We start from the raw sequence: 17,708 nt of genomic DNA, 5'->3' as shown, positions 1-17,708 counted from the left end.
AATTAATGAGAGCGCGATTATAGGAAGACCAGTTGGTTGTACGATAAGTTTTAGGAGTAGGTTTATTCATTTTGAAATTATAGGACTGAATAAACCTTATAGGCTAGGTTTGTGCAACAAAGCCATTTGGATCTAATTCAGGTTGGTTTTGCAATTGAGTGATTGCCTCAACATCCATATCTAGCACTATTGCGAGCGGAGACTGACTAAGGGAAAGCAGTTTAGCAGCCCTAAGTACTGACTTTCCCAATACAGCTGCTGGTACTACCTGCTGTTCCAATAACGTCATAGCATCACCTCAAGCTCTAATTTTACTGATCAAGCCTTAAATCTAACAATATCATACAAATTACTAGATAAAACGATCACCTATTACTGTTCGTAGCATACCAGTTATTCTTACTTGTTAGACGACCAGAAATAGTCACATAAGCTAATTTTTGCCAACACCTGATGATTCATACTTACACCACGCCCTGCTGCTTCCAAGGCAAGTTTTTGATGAACAATGATGGAACACGAACAATAAATCGACCACTATATTAACCAAGGGGGGCAGTTTTTAAATGCCGTTAGGGGGGCATTTTTACACTGCCGCTAACACAGCTATCTTCCTAATTTTTTAAAATAGGTTTCACATTTTGAAGCGGGGCCAAAATTATATTTTAAAGCGGTATTGGCTCTAGCTGTTGCATATTCAATACCTTGAATTTCACGCTGCTGAGCAAAAACTTGAATCGCAGGATGTAACTGTTCTGAGCAACTGGCATCGTTGCTAAAGTATTTTAAAGTCTTGGTATTGGAAAAATATATTGCAGCAAACAATCGCCCATCTTTAAACACAATCGCGGATGAAGCATCTAAAGTGCTTCCAGACCGACCTTCATAATACAGCGCCTCATCTGTTTTCAGTAAATATGGCGCTGAGTAATTGTCAAAATTAGATTGAAATTTGGTGGTGTTTCAAAAAGTATACTGATTATATTTTAACCACAATTGAAATCTCATAAAGCATTAAAAATATAGTGAATTTAATTTACTTATTTTCAATTTCTCTATTGACAGAATTAACTAGCATACTTTTTGAAACACCACCTGAAATTTTAGATAATCATGCTTTAACAATGTTTGAAGTTCTGTTTGGATTTTTGGATTCAAAACAATTTGAGGAATTGATGAAATATCTGAATATTGAATGAAGTCTAGTTCTTGAGCATGAGTAAAACCGGAGATTGAAAAAAGTAGAAAAAGATAATAGTGATTCTTCATATCAAATTTATTATTTTTATGTCCATATTGACTTACTTATGGATTGTTCATTTTATATGGACACTTATGGAGTATCAATAAGAGTGAAACCCTTTTGAGCGTTCATAACATTCTCCACAAATGTTTTGTTAATTTTTTATAAGCTTTTTAAGCTACTTTGTAATTAGCATGTATTATGCCAACTTTTATTATATTTATTTTTAAATAAAAAACAGCACTTTATTTCACTATTTAAAAATTTATTTTTGAGCATTGTGTTTTTATGTAAAAAACTGACAAATATTGTCAGTTTCCCTCTTTCTAGTTCAACATAATTGGCGAATTGCTCAATTCATCAGCTTTATCCTCTATTTTATTGGCATAGAAATGATCCAAAATAGTCCCAACTTCAGTAACGGCATCGACTAAAGCCTGCCGATACTGTTGCTGTGCCATTTTTGCAATAATACTTTGGCAGACCTCGTCCCACACCTGCTGTGTAGTAGCTAACTGTATTCCACGGTCAATGACAATCTCGACTTTACGCTCACACAAGTTTAAGTACAGTAAAATCCCGCTATTCAACTCGGTATCCCACACACCGAGCTCAGCAAACAGTTGTTTCGCACGTCCACGAGTATCTAAATAATAGGCTTCTCGAGCAGGCATGTGCCCTTCGATCACCACTTGGATTTCACCAATGTGCCCATGTTCAGCAGCAGATACCGCTTGCGCAATCGCATGTTGATCTTGCTGATTAAAAAAGCGTTTACTAGCTGGCATATGTAATAAATGCTTTAACCAACGCTTAAAACTCGGTTGTACAACTTCATCTAGCTTTGGTTTAGTAACGATGTCCGTCGTTTCAGTTGTTGTTACCATGACCCTGATGCTCCTCCACCGCCGAAGCCGCCGCCCCCGCCACTATATCCACCTCCACCAAAACCGCCGCCGCCACGACCTCCGCGCCCACCTCCACCGCCAGAAGAGAGAAAGAGCTGAAATATCGTTTGGGCTAAGGCCGTGATGAGTAAAAAGAAAATCCCACCACCAATTAGCAAACTGGTGACTAAACCAGCTCCATTGACCAAGCCTGCCACGATGCCTGCAACTGCAGCCGTCGAGGCACTTAAACGCTTCCCCACCACAAATGAGCCAATTGCGCCAGCAATTAAGATAAATAAAGCAGTACTAAAGGTTTTACTTTTGGCTTCCTGCTCTCGAATGGCTTGGTCTTGGCGTTCTTGTAATTCCTGCGCTGCTTGGGCTGCAACTTCAGGGTCAAGATTTAAAATACGTTCAATTTCAGTAAGCCCTGCATTGATCCCTTGAGCATACTGAGCTTGTTTAAAATACGGTGTGATTTGTTGATTAATAATGCGATTCGCAATAATGTCAGGAATGACGCCTTCCAAACCATAACCCGTAAGAATTTGCATACGTCGGTCATTAACGGCAATTGCAATCAGCAAACCGTTGTCCTGCTTTGCTGAACCGAGCTGCCATTGGTCTGCAATACGCATTGCAAAACCAAAAATATCCTCTTGACCTGTGGTCGGGACAATCACTACGCCTATTTGGGCTTTTCCTGTGTCATGCAAGGCACGAATTTTTTGGCCAATAGCTTCCTTATCTTCAGCACTTAAAATATGTGCTTGATCGATCACGGGTTCATTTAAGGTCGGTAACGCCCATATCAATTCACCTTCTGCCATATCATTGGCAATGGGTGGTTGTGGCACGGCATCAGTATTGGTAGAGCTTACCTTATTAGAACTCGCTGCTTGCTGACCTTGAATCATCTTTCCAGCAACGATTGTTTCCGCAGCACCATCTGTTGCTGTAGCAACTTCCGCCCATGTTAAAGAACTTAGACACAGCAGTCCTGATAAAATGAATGCAAGCATCCATTTATAGGAAAACCGTAAGAACTGCTGCCGTCCTATCATTCATTCACCCTATAGCTACGATTGCGTGAGATCACTGAGGTTTCAACTAGTTAAATGATACCGTTGGTGCTTTTTGCGCACTTTGCTCCGCACTAAAGTTCGGTTTGGTGTCCATCCCAATCACCTTCGCAGTCATGACTTGTGGGAACTGACGTGCATAGGAGTTAAAGTCTTGTACTGTACTAATGTAGCGATTACGCGCTACCGCAATACGGTTTTCGGTACCTTCGAGTTGAACCTGTAAATCACGGAATTGCTCATTGGCTTTTAAGTCTGGATAGTTTTCTGAGACCGCAATTAAACGCGACAATGCACCTGTCATTTGCGCCTGAGCTTCTTGATATTTTTGGAATAATGCAGGGTCTTCTAATACTTCTTTATCGACTTTTAAACCTGCCACATTGGCACGAGCCTGTGTGACCTCAGTTAGGACTTGCTCTTCATGCTTAGCATACCCCTTCACTACATTCACCAAGTTCGGCACCAAATCTGCACGGCGCTGATATTGGTTTTGTACTTCCGACCAAGCAGCTGTAACTGCCTCATCTTTGACCTGTAAGGTATTATAACCACAGCCCGATAGCGTTAACGTGCTCACAAGGGCAACAACGACAGCAGTTTTTTTCATAAAATTCATTCAGCTATCCTCTTTCTTTTGTATTTATTGCAATAACCTGATTGTAAACACATTTGATTATCCTTTTGTTACTTTTAGTTAAAGTAGCTAAAAATGAAAGAACCGAGCGATATTCACTCGGTTTTGATTATTTATTTTTATACTTAAACTAAATAGCCGCGTGCAATTCCTGCTGAAAACCTTCGAGTTGATAGTTGTCTGCCAAACGGGTTTTCCAGTATTTCAACAGTTGGGTGTAATCAATATCTGAGGGATGAAAGTTGCTTTTGTAATAAGACAGATATTCAGGCAGCAATTGCACAAACATCTTCGCCAGTAAATACAACCCAAAGAGATTCCCACCCAATTTCGGTATACTCTTTTTGTGGTCTTGTAAAAATAATCGACTGGCTGAGTAAAAAGTTAAACTGGCGAAACCTGTCGTTACACTGCGCATAATTAAACGGCGAATCTTGTCATCACCATACACATCTTGATAAACATCGAAGGCAACCGCACGATGCTCAATTTCTTCAATGGCATGCCACACCCAGAGTTTAACCGCATCATCATCCAAGGTGCTCAATACCTCAGGATGCCTTAAGATATAGCCGCCTAGCAGTGCCGTAAAATGCTCAAAAGCACAGGTGATTGCGAGCTGAATTTTAGGATGCAGGTTTTTCACATCATCATCTTTACGCGCCAACCATGCCTGAAAACGGTCGAGATTATAATCATCACGGCGCCATGCAGCATTAAATGCCGTGTGTGCTTGAGAATGCATCGCCTCTTGACCAATAAATGCCGCAATCTGCACTTGCAGATTTTCATCCTTCACTTGGTCACGTACATTACGCACGCTATGCACAAAGAACTGCTCACCTATGGGAAAAGTCGAAGACAATGCCGTCAGCAAATGTGACATGACCGGTGAATTGGCAAAATAATGCCTGCGAATGGCTTTGGGGTTGAATTGCAAACGTCGAATCGTAATACCCTGAGCTTTTGGACGATGTTGATATAGTTTTTCTGTCGTCACTTGAGTCATGTCTATTTCCTAACATTTAACCGAGCGATCTTCAGTATCTGAATTTAGAGACCGTTCACATATGGCAAAAGTGCTTAGTACGTTTGCAAATTCGTCCATTTTTATCGGACTCTCCACCAGATCTTTTTCGATTTATCCCGATCCACCTCTTTCATATCATCTCAAGCAAACAGTGATCATAAAAAACCCGCCGAAGCGGGTTTTTGTGTTGAACGATTTAGATTAAATGTCTAAATAATCCAAAATACCTTCAGCTGCTTGACGGCCTTCCCAAATCGCTGTGACAACAAGGTCTGAACCACGAACCATATCACCACCCGCAAAGATTTTCGGATTTGAGGTTTGGAATTTATAGGTTTGCTGTTCAGCCGCAACTACACGACCTGAACCATCAAGGTTAATATTCACATTTGTAAACCAATCCGCAGGGCTGGTACGGAAACCAAATGCCAATAAAACTGCATCTGCAGGTAAAATTTCTTCTGAACCCGGAATTGGTTCTGGGCTGCGACGACCACGGCTATCAGGCTCGCCAAGTTGAGTCGTAACCACTTTTACGCCTGTGACTTTACCATTTTCACCTACAATTTCAATTGGTTGGCGATTAAACAAGAAGTTCACTCCTTCTTCTTTGGCATTTTGCACTTCACGACGTGAACCTGGCATATTTTCTTCATCACGACGGTATGCACAGCTCACCACTTCTGCACCCTGACGAATCGAAGTACGGTTACAGTCCATTGCAGTGTCACCACCACCTAGGACAATCACCTTTTTACCTTCAACACTGATGTACTCGCTTGGGTCTTTTTCCCAACCTTGAGTACGGTTGACATTGGCAATCAAGAAATCCAAGGCATCATAGACACCATTTAGATCTTCACCTGCGAAGCCACCTTTCATGTAGGTATAAGTACCCATACCCATGAACACCGCATCGTATTCAGTAAGCAATTGATCGATGGTGACATCTGTACCAATTTCAGTATTTAAACGGAATTCCACGCCCATGCCCGTGAAGATTTCACGGCGACGCTTCATCACATCTTTTTCCATTTTAAATTCTGGAATACCAAAAGTCAGTAGACCACCAATTTCAGGGCGTTTGTCGAATACTACAGGTTTAACCCCACTACGCACCAAAATATCAGCACAGCCTAGACCAGCAGGGCCTGCACCAATGATCGCGACTTTTTTATCTGTCCACTTTACTGAAGACATATCTGGACGCCAGCCCAGTGCAAACGCAGTGTCATTGATATATTTTTCAGCGTTACCAATCGTCACTGCACCAAAACCATCGTTTAAGGTACAAGCCCCTTCACATAAACGGTCTTGCGGACAAACACGACCACACACTTCTGGTAGCGTGTTGGTTTGGTGACACAGTTCTGCTGCTTGGAAAATACGGCCTTCAGCAATCAACTTTAACCAGTTTGGAATATAGTTATGTACTGGACATTTCCATTCACAATATGGGTTACCACACCCTAAACAACGGTGGGTCTGATTTGCTGCCACTTCCGCTGTAAAAGGTTTATAAATTTCCACAAACTCTGCTTTGCGGACCTGAATCTCTTTTTTCTCTGGATCTTGGCGTGCTACATCCAGAAATTGAAAGTCATTGTTTAGGCGCTCTGCCATGTCTCTCTCCGTGGGTAGGTGCAGCCCGTTTATCTATCGTCTGCACCTGCCTATGTATCAGCAGTAGTGGAATTATTGTGGATCAGCTTGAGTGGTTTTCAACAAAGTCTGTAAGTTGGCAGCTTTCGGTTTCACCAACCAGAATTTACGACTGTAGAAATCAAACTCGTTACGGATCTTGTACGCCCAAGCACTACCAGTCTCAGCAATGTGTTCATCTAAGATACGGCTTAAGAACTCTTTATGTTCTTCCATCGATTCAGTCGAAATACGATTCAGCTCAATCAGTTCGTGGTTGTAATGATCAACGAAGTCATTATCAAGGTCAAGAACGTAAGCAAAACCACCTGTCATCCCTGCACCGAAGTTGTGCCCCACTTTACCAAGTACAGTCACGATACCACCTGTCATATATTCACAACAGTGATCGCCTGCACCTTCAATTACAGCGAAAGCACCCGAGTTACGTACTGCAAAACGCTCACCTGCTGTACCTGCTGCGAACAATTTACCACCCGTTGCACCATATAAACAGGTGTTACCAATGATTGCCGTTTCTTGGGTTTGGAAAGGTGAACCTTTTGGTGGGAAGATCGACACACGACCACCTGCCATGCCTTTACCCACGTAGTCGTTCGCATCACCTTCTAATCGAATGTGCAAACCACCCGCATTCCAAACACCGAGGGATTGACCCGCAGTACCCACCAAGTTCATCTTCACTGGGTGCGCTTCCATGCTGAGGTTGCCATAACGACGCGCAATCTCACCTGAAATACGTGCACCAATTGAACGGTCACAGTTACCAATGGTGAAGTGATATTCACCTGTGGTCCCAGCTTCAATTGCTGGTAGCATTTCAGCAACCATTTTCTCAGCAAGCAAGCCTTTATCAAACGGTGCGTTACCTTCAACTTCACAGTACTGCGCCTTACCTTGCGCAGAAGGATGTGACTCCAGTAATGCGCTCAAATCAAGGTGCGCATGTTTCTCCGTTTCACCTGGAAGCATTTCAAGCAAATCTGTACGACCAATCAAGTCTTTGAGGCTTGAAACACCCAACGCTGCCAGCCACTCACGTGTTTCTTCAGCAATGAAGGTGAAGAAGTTGATGAGCATTTGTGGCTCGCCAATATAATGTTCTTGGCGTAAATGATCTTGTTGAGTCGCAACACCCGTTGCACAGTTATTCAGGTGACAAATACGCAGGTATTTACAACCTAAAGCAATCATTGGTGTAGAACCAAAGCCAAAGCTTTCTGCACCTAAAATGGCTGCTTTCACCACATCTAGACCTGTTTTCAAACCGCCGTCGGTTTGAACACGAACTTTACCACGTAAGTCATTGACACGAAGTGCTTGATGCGCTTCAGAAAGACCCAACTCCCAAGGCGAACCTGCATGGTGAATTGAAGACAATGGAGAGGCTGCTGTACCACCGTCATAACCTGAAATAGTAATGAAGTCAGCATAGGCTTTTGCCACACCTGCTGCAATGGTACCTACACCCGGCTCAGACACCAGTTTTACTGAAACCATCGCTTGAGGATTGACTTGTTTTAAGTCAAAGATCAATTGTGATAAATCTTCAATCGAGTAAATGTCATGGTGCGGTGGTGGAGAAATGAGGGTCACTCCCGGCACAGAATAACGTAAACGTGCAATTAATCCATTCACTTTACCACCTGGTAATTGACCACCTTCACCCGGTTTAGCCCCTTGCGCCACTTTAATCTGCAAGACTTCAGCAGAGGTTAAATACGCAGGTGTTACACCAAAACGACCTGATGCAATCTGTTTGATTTTCGAGTTACGAATGGTGCCATAACGCGCTGGATCTTCACCGCCCTCACCCGAGTTTGAACGACCACCAATGGTGTTCATCGCAATCGCAATCGCCTCATGCGCTTCAGGAGACAATGCTCCTAAAGACATGCCTGCAGAGTCAAAGCGCGGTAAAATCGCTTCTACAGACTCCACTTGATCTAGAGCAATCGAGTTATCTGTTTTTAACTTTAATAAGTCGCGAATTGTTGCCACTGGACGGTTATTCACCAGCTCAGCATATTCTTTAAAGTCTGCATATTGACCAGAACGCACTGATTTATGCAAAGCATTGATTACGTCTGGGTTGAACGCATGGTATTCCTTATCAAAGACAAATTTCAGCAAACCACCTTGATCGATTGGTTTACGTGTTTTCCATGCGGTATCGGCCAATTTCTTTTGGTCATTTTCAAGGTCAATAAAGGTTGCACCTTTGATACGGCTCGGTACACCCGTGAAGCATTTTGAAACCACTTCTTCAGACAGACCCACCGCTTCAAACAACTGACCACCACGGTAAGAGGCAACCGTAGAAATCCCCATTTTTGAAAGGACTTTTAACAAGCCTTTTTCAATGCCTTTACGGAAATTCACTTGTGCTTGAATTGGGTCACCTAATAGCTCGCCTTTTGCAACCAAGTCATTGATCACATCATAAGCAAGGTAAGGATAAATTGCTGTCGCACCAAAACCGAGAATAACCGCAAATTGGTGCGGGTCACGTGCCAGTGCTGTTTCAACAATAATGTTGGCATCGGTACGTAAACCGACATTAATTAGATAATGGTGCACAGCACCAGTTGCCATCAATGCATTGGCAGGCAAGAAACCTTGACGAATTTTCTTATCAGACAACACCAATAAGGTTTTGCCGTCACGAATCGCTTGCGCTGCTTCTTCACAGATACGCGCAATTGCAGCTTCTAGACCTTCATCTTCCGCATAATTTAAATCGATATCTGCAATCTCATAACCCTTACGACCCAGCGTACGGATTTGATGCATTTTCGAATTTGACAACACTGGGCTTGAAATGATCAAACGATCCGCATGCTCAGGGCTTTGTTCAAAAACGTTTTGCTCACGACCTAAACACGTTTCCAATGACATCACAATCGATTCACGTAATGGGTCGATTGGTGGGTTGGTGACCTGAGCAAACTGTTGACGGAAGTAATCCGACACATGACGTACTTGGCGAGACAAAACTGCCATTGGCGTATCATCACCCATTGAACCCACTGCTTCCTGACCACTTTCAGCGATTGGACGAAGCAATTGATCACGTTCTTCAAAGGTCACCATAAACATTTTTTGTGATGCTTTAAGGTCGTCGCCTTTTAAGCCTTGATCACATAAATATTCTTCAAGCTCTGGACTACCTTGTACACGAACTGAGTTTTCACGTAACCATTCACGGTAAGGACGCATTTTTTTCAAATGCGTGCTGACATCTTTAGTGTCGAGCATTTTACCTGTGAAGGTATCAATCACTAGGATTTGACCTGGACCGACACGACCTTTAGAAATTACATCTTCAGGCTCGTAGCCCCATACACCAATTTCAGACGCCAGTGTGATGTAACCATTTTTGGTAATCACCCAACGTGCTGGACGTAAACCGTTACGGTCCAACATACAAATCGCATGACGACCATCTTGAATCACGAGACCAGCAGGACCATCCCACGCTTCCATATGCTTCGAGTTAAACTCATAGAATGCACGTAAATCAGCATCTAAAGTTTCCACGTTCTGCCATGCTGGAGGAACCAACATACGCAGTGCACGGAACAAGTCCATACCGCCGCCCACAAGAATTTCAAGCATGTTATCTAAGCTTGAAGAATCCGAGCCAGTACGGTTCACGATTGGATTGAGCTCAGTTAAACCAGGCAATAATGGGTTTTCAAACTTTGGCGTACGCGCCATCGCCCAGTTACGGTTCGCAGTAATGGTATTAATTTCACCATTGTGTGCAAGATAACGGAATGGCTGAGCCAAAGGCCAACGCGGCAATGTATTGGTCGAGAAACGTTGGTGGAACACCACAATATGTGACTCAAGACGTGGGTCTGCCAAGTCTGTGTAGAAGTCAGCAATCGCTTCAGGCATCATCAAGCCTTTATAGCTAATCACTGTTGAACATAATGTGGTTACATAAAATGAAGGGTCATTAGTAAGCTGCTGTTCTGCACGGCGGCGTGCCAAGAAGAGTTTACGGTTAAACTCAACTTCAGACACACCCATTGGGCAGTTCACAATAATTTGCTCAAATGCAGGAAGTGACTGCATCGCAATCGAACCTAAAGCATCGTTATTGGTCGGAATCACACGCCACGCCAATACTCGACAGCCTTCAGATTCAATTTCTTTAGTTAGAATTTGTTTTGCATGTGCTGCAATTGCTGGATCGAGGCTTAAAAACACCGTGCCGACAGCAAAAACTTCACTGAGTGTAATATCACTGAGTTTTTTCGCTTCTTCACGGAAAAACTGTTTTGGCATTGCTAAGAGTAAACCGCAACCATCCCCTGTCTTACCATCTGCAGCAATACCACCGCGGTGGGTCATACAGCTCAGACTGTGCATAGCAGTCTTGACAAGATCATGGCTTGCATCACCCTGCATATGGGCGATTAAACCAAAACCACAGTTATCTTTAAACTCATCCGGTTGGTATAAACCTTGAGCGGGAGCTACAGTATTAGGCGATGGCATGTGCATAGCGTACCCTTCTTTCTACAGGCCCTGTCGGGCGTCTAACAATCTAATTACTTCTTGCCGATTCGTTCAATTGACTCATATTCAGATTCTGATTGAAGTACAGCATTTTTTCTTCACACCCAAGATAGACTGATTTTCGTCTTTATGCATGTCTTAATTGAAAAAATGTATGCAGCAGTCACGCACTTTTATAAGGCACTTGGCCGCTACTATTTCGCTCATAAATCGAATCTTTTTTGCGCCAAAACAGTGACATCAACTCAATTCATGCACCATTAAAGCAAGTTTTATGCCAATTATTTATTTTGTGTGTTAAGCGCTTTAGTTTTATTAGGTTTGTGTTTTTTACGTAAAAAACTAGTTCGAGGATAATCCATTTATTGCACCATATCTGTGCACATATGGAATTTACATTTTTTGATGCGCCATAATGATCCAATTTTAATTAAATGGGTCGGTCACTTCAGGTTCATTTGTTTTATTTTGTGGCGCATTCTCTACGGTCGTTTGTGACTTTTGCACATCAACCACATTTCCATCCGCATCACGACGAGTAACCGTTGTCGATGTGGTCGATTGTTTATTTTGTTCAACTGCTGCACGTGCCGCTTGTTGACGCGCAGCAAGCGTAGCTTCATCAATCACAGGCACAGCGGCTGGTTTCAACTGCACGGCATAGAGCTTATTGCTAAGTCCAAGTTCATCAGAACCGAGATCATTGACATATTCAGCATAGCTTTCAATTTTTTCAACTTTGGGTTGCACCGACTTCGGCAACGTCAGTTTTAAATCCGCCAATGCCTTTTGCGCCTCATTGGCATTTTTATACACACCATAGATCAGCACATATTGCTCAATTTGGTTTTCACCCGTCAGTCTTAAGTAACTAAACGCTTGACGATCAGATTGTCTTTGCAAAAAGCGCTTAATAATCGCCTCTTCTGAAACTCTAAACAACTCAACTGCACTGTTCTTTTTATTTTCCTGAATAAATTTGGTCCCACGGAATTCAGCTTCATGCTGCGCGATTGCTACAACACGTGTCGTCATATCCAAAGGTTTTACTTCATCGAGGAATGAACCTAAATGTGCGGTTGTTGCGACTTTTTCTGGCTGAATTTGTAACTCAACTTCAGATTCAGCTTTTTTTTCAACTTCAACCAAAGTCTCTTGATCTGTAATGGCCCAAAAGACTAAGGCGCCAAACAAGCATACCCCTCCGAATGCAAGCCAAATATAATTTTGCTTTGTCTGCCACTGGGTTCGAAGGGTTGTTGCCATAATAAAGTTATGCCTGCTCTTGGTTGGCTAAAATCGCCTGTTTCATCAATTCTACATCAAATGTTTTGGTAATGATGGCCTGTCCTACCGCTTGCATCAAAACCAAACGCAGTTGCCCGTTCAAGACTTTTTTATCATGAGCCATATACGCCAAAAAGTCATCGAGGGGAATCTGCGGACATACTATCGGTAAATTCGCGCGTTGAATGATATTTTTTGTACGCGCCAAATCTTCTGCACTGATCCATCCCATACGCTGCGATAAATCTGCTGCCATCACCATACCTGTTGCCACAGCTTCACCATGGAGCCATTCACCATAGCCTAGATAAGATTCAATCGCATGTCCAAAGGTATGCCCAAGATTCAATAAGGCACGCTCACCTTGCTCTTTTTCATCATTGGCAACAATACGCGCTTTATGGGCACAAGAACGATACACAGCTTCAGCCAGTGCAGCTTCATCACCCTGCACCAAATCATCTATATGTTGTTCCAACCAAGTGAGAAAGTCTGTATCCCCCAAGAGTGCGTACTTAATCACTTCTGCCAAACCTGCGGATAACTCACGTGCTGGCAGCGTTTTAAGTTGAGACATATCCGCCAAGACCACTTGCGGTTGTTGAAATGCCCCGATCATGTTTTTACCCAGCGGATGATTAATCCCTGTTTTACCACCAACACTCGAATCAACCTGTGAAAGAAGTGTCGTTGGCACCTGAATAAAATAGACCCCACGCTGGAAGCATGCTGAAGCAAAGCCCGCCATATCTCCAATCACACCACCACCTAAAGCTAAAACTGTACAATCACGGTTGAAGCCTGACGCTAGCAATGCATCAAAAATCAGGTTGAGGTGCTCAATATTCTTATATTTTTCTCCATCAGGCAAAATACAGGTTGCAACTGTTTTTCCCAACGCTTCAATTGCTGCCACGTAACGCGCTAAATACAAAGGCGCGACCGTTTCATTACTCACAATCATCACTTGGCGACCATGAATATACGGCTCAAGTAAAGCGTTTGGATCTAAATCACTACCAATAAAGATCGGGTAACGGCGTTCGCCAAGTTCAACATATAAGGTTTGCATGGATCAAATCACTTCAAAACTGAATCAAAACTACTTTAAAAGAATCAAGTTTAAGATACGCTGCGCAAGATCACGTGCAGCCCCTTGATTGGTCTCAATAATATAATGGGCAACTTCACGATATAAAGGATCTCGAACGCTGAGCAAGTCAGTTAACTTTTGTTCAGGATTCTCCACTTGAAGCAGTGGACGATTTTTATCACGATAGGTTCGCTGTAGTTGAATCTCTACAGGAGTATAAAGATAAACAACAATACCACGTTGTTTGAGAAATGCGCGATTTGGAGCCTGAGTCACCGCCCCACCACCTGTGGCCAAGACCAAGTTGGGTCGAGAGGTTAACTCATCGATTACAACCGTTTCACGACTACGAAATCCAAGCTCGCCCTCTTTTTCAAAGATCCATGGAATCGTTGCCCCTGTTTTACGCTCAATCTCATGATCGCTATCAAGAAACTCTCGTCCTAACAGTTCAGCTAAATGTCGTCCTACCGTTGTTTTTCCAGCCCCCATAGGCCCTACCAAATAAATATTTGGTAGGGTTTCAAACTCTTTGCTTGGCAAGGAGTCACCTTTTAGATTTGTTCAAATTAAAAATATATTAATGATTTCTTGAAACACTGTCATTAACAATTCGTGGTGTCACAAAAATCAATAACTCAGTTTGCGCACTAGATCTGGTGTTATTTTTAAATAAAGCACCCACTACAGGCAAATCCCCAAAAAATGGAACTTTCTCATATTGATTTTGCTTAATGTCATCAAAAATACCGCCAAGTACGACTGTTTCACCATCATCAACCAAAACATTAGTTTCAAGTTCATTTGTATTAATTAAATACCCTGCTGATGTTAGTGTACCAACTGTATCTTTTTCAATTTTTAGCGCCATTTGAACTTTACCATCAGGGGTGATACTTGGAGTCACCTCTAACTTTAAGTTAGCCGCACGGAATTCGGTTTTTAAGCCTTCCGTCGCACTCCATGTTTGATAAGGAATCTCTGTACCACGCAAGATATAGGCTTTCTGTTTATCACCAGTCAGTACTTTAGGTGCTGATAACACTTCACCATGACCATCCGCTTGAAGTGCGCTTAACTCAAGGTTTAACATATAATCTGAGATCTTCAGTAAACCAAAGTTAAACGTACCAGCCGTGTTTGTTGCTAAATCCACCCCCAAATCAAAACTTGGCTGGAAATCTCCGCCCCATACTGGGCTATTGCCCAGCTTCTTCGCGCTCCACTTAATCCCCAATTCGCGAGAAAAATCTGTTGACGCCGTTACAATACGGGCTTCGACCATCACCTGTTTAACTGCGACATCCAGCAAGTCAATCATGCGACGAATCTTGTCAATATTTTGCTGCCTATCATTAATAATTAAAGTATTGGTACGCGAATCAGAAACCGCACTACCACGAGCACTCAATAAACTTTCCAAAGCTAAGGAGTCTGAACCCGCTGTTCGGTTCGACTCACCTCCTTTACTATCACGAGAGTCCTCCAATAACTTCAGTACATCCGCCGATTTAGCATAACTCAATTGAATATAATCGGTTTGAATAGGTGAAAGCTTAATACTTTGCGCGATGGCTTTCGCCTCTTCTTCCTCAGATTTAATCAGCTCAGCTACAGGTGCAATCCAAATCACATTACCATTGCGTCGCTTATCCAAATTCTTGGTTTTCATTATGATATCAAGTGCCTGATCCCAAGGTACATCTTTAAGGCGCAAGGTAATATTACCTTGTACCGTATCCGAGGCCACCATGTTAATGCCTGTAAAATCAGCTAAGAGCTGTAATACACGGCGTACTTCAATATCTTGGAAATCTAAAGAAATCTTTTTGCCCGTATAAGCACTTGGTGCTTTAGGTGTTTAGTCCCAGATTTTAATGGTGCAATATTCTCAGATAAATGGAAGGAAGCACTATGGGACAAGTTCTACACAGCAGCGCCACAACGACACAGGCAGTGCGTCGAGCAATACAAAATAGTCAAGAGAGCTTAAGAACGCTAGCCAAGCGTTACGGCATCAATCAAAAGACCGTCGCAAAATGGAAGAAACGTACTTCAGTAGATGATCTTACAACCGGCCCAAAGAATCCTCGCTCAAGCGTGTTATCGCCTGAAGATGAGGCGGCAATTGTTGCTTTTCGAAAACGCACTTTGTTGCCGCTAGACGATTGCCTTTATGCATTGCAGCCGAGTATTCCTTATCTGACACGCTCGTCGTTACACCGCTGCTTACAGCGGCATGGTATTTCACGACTGCCTGAGGTACAAGGTGATCGCCCTGTCAGGAAGCGCTTCAAGAGCTACCCCATTGGTTACTTTCATATCGACATCGCTGAGATGCAAACAGCACAGGGTAAGCTTTATCTCTTCGTTGCCATTGATCGCACTTCCAAGTTTGCGTTCACTGAATTGCATACTAAAGCCAGTAAGATGGCAGCCGCGGAGTTCATGCGCAATCTGGTTAAGGCTGTGCCCTATAGAATCCATACGGTGCTAACAGATAACGGCATCCAGTTCACGAACCGCACCTGTGATCGCTACGCCTCTGAGCACATCTTTGATCGGGTTTGTACTGAATGTGGCATTGAACATCGTCTTACCAAGGTTAAGCATCCATGGACCAATGGACAGGTCGAGAGGATGAACCGAACGATTAAAGAAGCTACTGTCAAACGGTTCCATTACGACGATCACACTCAGCTATGCATTCACCTTGCTGATTTTATTGCTGCATACAACTTCGGCCGCAGACTCAAAACACTCAGGGGCCTGACTCCCTACGAATTCATCTGCAAACAGTGGACAGATGAACCTGAACTTTTTAAAATTGATCCGATCCATCAAATGCCGGGACTAAACACCTAGGCTTCATTGGATTTTTATCTTCAGGACGCTTTAAACTAATGGTGAGCTTATCTTCTGCCTGATAAGCCATATATTCAAAACTGCCATTCGATTGGATCGTGATCAGGCCGTTACTGCCATCATTTTGTGCATCAGTGGTCGATACAGGCGTTGCGAAATCATTCACATTGAGACGGCGCGATAAGTGGGCAGGAATTTTATTCCCCAAAACGCGCACCACAATTTTACTGCCTTGTTGTTTCACATCGACAGGGGTATTGCTACCTTTTAAATCAATGACAACTTGGCCTTCGCCGTCTGAACCACGTTGGAATCCAATATTTGAAATACCTTGCTCTGAACGCGCTGCAGCAACAGGTGTTGCTAGCGCTGGGTTCGCTGAGTTAATTTTCAGAATAAAAGTATTACCTTCAACACGTGTAGTAAATGCACCAGCATCAGCCAAATTTACAGTTAAACGTGAACGCTGCGCAGCTGAAGTTACATCTACTGTACTTGCTTCAGCCGTTGCCACCGCAATACTGCCTTGTTTTAAGCTCTGCTGCGCTTTATCAAAATCCAAAACCAAACGTGATGGCTGTTCCAACTGATAGGCTTGCGGCTGTGGTGGCAAACCGTTGAACATGACACGAATTTCTGTTCCCTGTCCCGGAATTTGCATCGGCACAATATTCGTAATACTGACTTGCGCACTTGCAGCCTGCATCACCGCCATTGCAATTGCACCCATTGAAAACTGACGGAACATATGGTTCATCGTATTGCCATCCCCAAATATAAAATCTTTAGCACTATTTTTCATTTTTATTCCTTTTCCTTTTTTAAGGCGCCGGCCCAATTAATACTAGGCTTCTCGGGCGCTCGACATAGCCCTCACGCCCATCCAGAATAATTTCAATCAAATCAATTTGTGTAGCGGTGATATTAATCACACGACCATGATTCATCCCCAAATAACTACCACGCTGCACGCGTTCAATTTCACCATCCGGTGTTTGAATCAACGCCAAAATTTGTCCATTTTGTCCGCGCATGCTTCCTTTCATGTTAAGCGATTCAATCGCATAACTTTCCAAGGGTTGTAATTGGCGCGATAGGTTTAGATAGACACGCTTTCCAGCCATAATCTTCAGTTCAGCCGCTAAAGAGCTTGGCATAAACGGGCTCTTTAATTGGTGCGCAGCATAGTTAAAGGTCGGTACAGGTGGGAAATCTGGCGCTGGCTCAATCGGCAATGGTGGCTGATTGCGAATTTCAGCCATTTGCATATTGACCGCATCAATACGTGAATCACAACCGACAAGGAATAGTCCTACGCAGAGACTAAGTAAGAGGTTTTGATGTTTCATTACTTGGCACCTCCCGCATCGGCTTTCTTATCATTTTTTG

At 43.1% G+C, this 17,708-nt stretch carries 12 protein-coding genes and 3 pseudogenes; 1 reads left to right on the top strand and 14 read right to left on the bottom strand.

Annotation, left to right across the window (positions count from 1 at the left end; all coding sequences use genetic code 11):
• Positions 1–103: 103 nt before the first annotated feature.
• From ACY3FQ_RS01415 to ACY3FQ_RS01360, 12 genes and pseudogenes are all read right to left on the bottom strand, one after another.
• Positions 104–289: a hypothetical protein gene (locus ACY3FQ_RS01415; RefSeq protein ID WP_010327641.1), complete on the bottom strand. Its 186-nt coding sequence runs from the start codon at positions 287–289 to the stop codon at positions 104–106.
• A gap of 317 nt (positions 290–606) precedes the next feature.
• A pseudogene (locus tag ACY3FQ_RS01410) lies at positions 607–954 on the bottom strand (hypothetical protein); the annotation flags it as partial.
• Between the two features lie 615 nt (positions 955–1,569).
• The gene (locus ACY3FQ_RS01405) at positions 1,570–2,130 is read right to left on the bottom strand and encodes a TPM domain-containing protein (RefSeq protein ID WP_005401342.1); all 561 of its coding nucleotides are present in this window, start codon (positions 2,128–2,130) and stop codon (positions 1,570–1,572) included.
• Positions 2,124–3,197, bottom strand: coding sequence for a TPM domain-containing protein (locus ACY3FQ_RS01400; RefSeq protein WP_005401343.1), 1,074 nt, complete (start codon positions 3,195–3,197; stop codon positions 2,124–2,126). Before ACY3FQ_RS01400 ends, ACY3FQ_RS01405 begins: the two co-directional genes overlap by 7 nt.
• Before the next feature lie 46 nt (positions 3,198–3,243).
• The gene (locus ACY3FQ_RS01395) at positions 3,244–3,834 is read right to left on the bottom strand and encodes a LemA family protein (RefSeq protein ID WP_005401344.1); all 591 of its coding nucleotides are present in this window, start codon (positions 3,832–3,834) and stop codon (positions 3,244–3,246) included.
• A gap of 148 nt (positions 3,835–3,982) precedes the next feature.
• Positions 3,983–4,861, bottom strand: a complete 879-nt coding sequence (locus ACY3FQ_RS01390; protein ID WP_005401345.1) for a metal-dependent hydrolase — start codon at positions 4,859–4,861, stop codon at positions 3,983–3,985.
• Positions 4,862–5,083: 222 nt separating this feature from the next.
• Positions 5,084–6,505: an FAD-dependent oxidoreductase gene (locus ACY3FQ_RS01385; RefSeq protein ID WP_005401346.1), complete on the bottom strand. Its 1,422-nt coding sequence runs from the start codon at positions 6,503–6,505 to the stop codon at positions 5,084–5,086.
• Positions 6,506–6,577: 72 nt separating this feature from the next.
• Positions 6,578–11,053, bottom strand: a complete 4,476-nt coding sequence (gltB, locus tag ACY3FQ_RS01380; protein WP_171054262.1) for a glutamate synthase large subunit — start codon at positions 11,051–11,053, stop codon at positions 6,578–6,580.
• Positions 11,054–11,500: 447 nt separating this feature from the next.
• Entirely contained in the window at positions 11,501–12,340 is an 840-nt protein-coding gene (locus ACY3FQ_RS01375) for a hypothetical protein (protein WP_279044219.1), read from the bottom strand.
• 7 nt (positions 12,341–12,347) lie between these two features.
• Entirely contained in the window at positions 12,348–13,433 is a 1,086-nt protein-coding gene (gene aroB, locus ACY3FQ_RS01370) for a 3-dehydroquinate synthase (RefSeq protein ID WP_005401349.1), read from the bottom strand.
• Positions 13,434–13,463: 30 nt separating this feature from the next.
• Positions 13,464–13,997, bottom strand: a complete 534-nt coding sequence (gene aroK, locus ACY3FQ_RS01365) for a shikimate kinase AroK (protein WP_005401350.1) — start codon at positions 13,995–13,997, stop codon at positions 13,464–13,466.
• A gap of 37 nt (positions 13,998–14,034) precedes the next feature.
• Positions 14,035–15,312, bottom strand: a pseudogene (locus ACY3FQ_RS01360) (type IV pilus secretin PilQ); the annotation flags it as partial.
• A gap of 56 nt (positions 15,313–15,368) precedes the next feature.
• Between ACY3FQ_RS01360 and ACY3FQ_RS01355 the strand changes: the two are divergent.
• A complete protein-coding gene (locus ACY3FQ_RS01355; RefSeq protein WP_006582413.1) occupies positions 15,369–16,319 on the top strand; it encodes an IS481 family transposase in 951 nt (316 codons plus the stop codon).
• Positions 16,320–16,329: 10 nt separating this feature from the next.
• Here ACY3FQ_RS01355 and ACY3FQ_RS01350 read toward each other — a convergent pair.
• Positions 16,330–17,076, bottom strand: a pseudogene (locus ACY3FQ_RS01350) (AMIN domain-containing protein); the annotation flags it as partial.
• 64 nt (positions 17,077–17,140) lie between these two features.
• A complete protein-coding gene (locus ACY3FQ_RS01345; protein WP_005401352.1) occupies positions 17,141–17,668 on the bottom strand; it encodes a pilus assembly protein PilP in 528 nt (175 codons plus the stop codon).
• Positions 17,669–17,708 lie beyond the last annotated feature (40 nt).

Source organism: Acinetobacter sp. AB03 (assembly GCF_058107045.1).
Note: the sequence above shows the minus strand (reverse complement) of the source record. Positions and strands in the feature narration are given on the sequence as shown.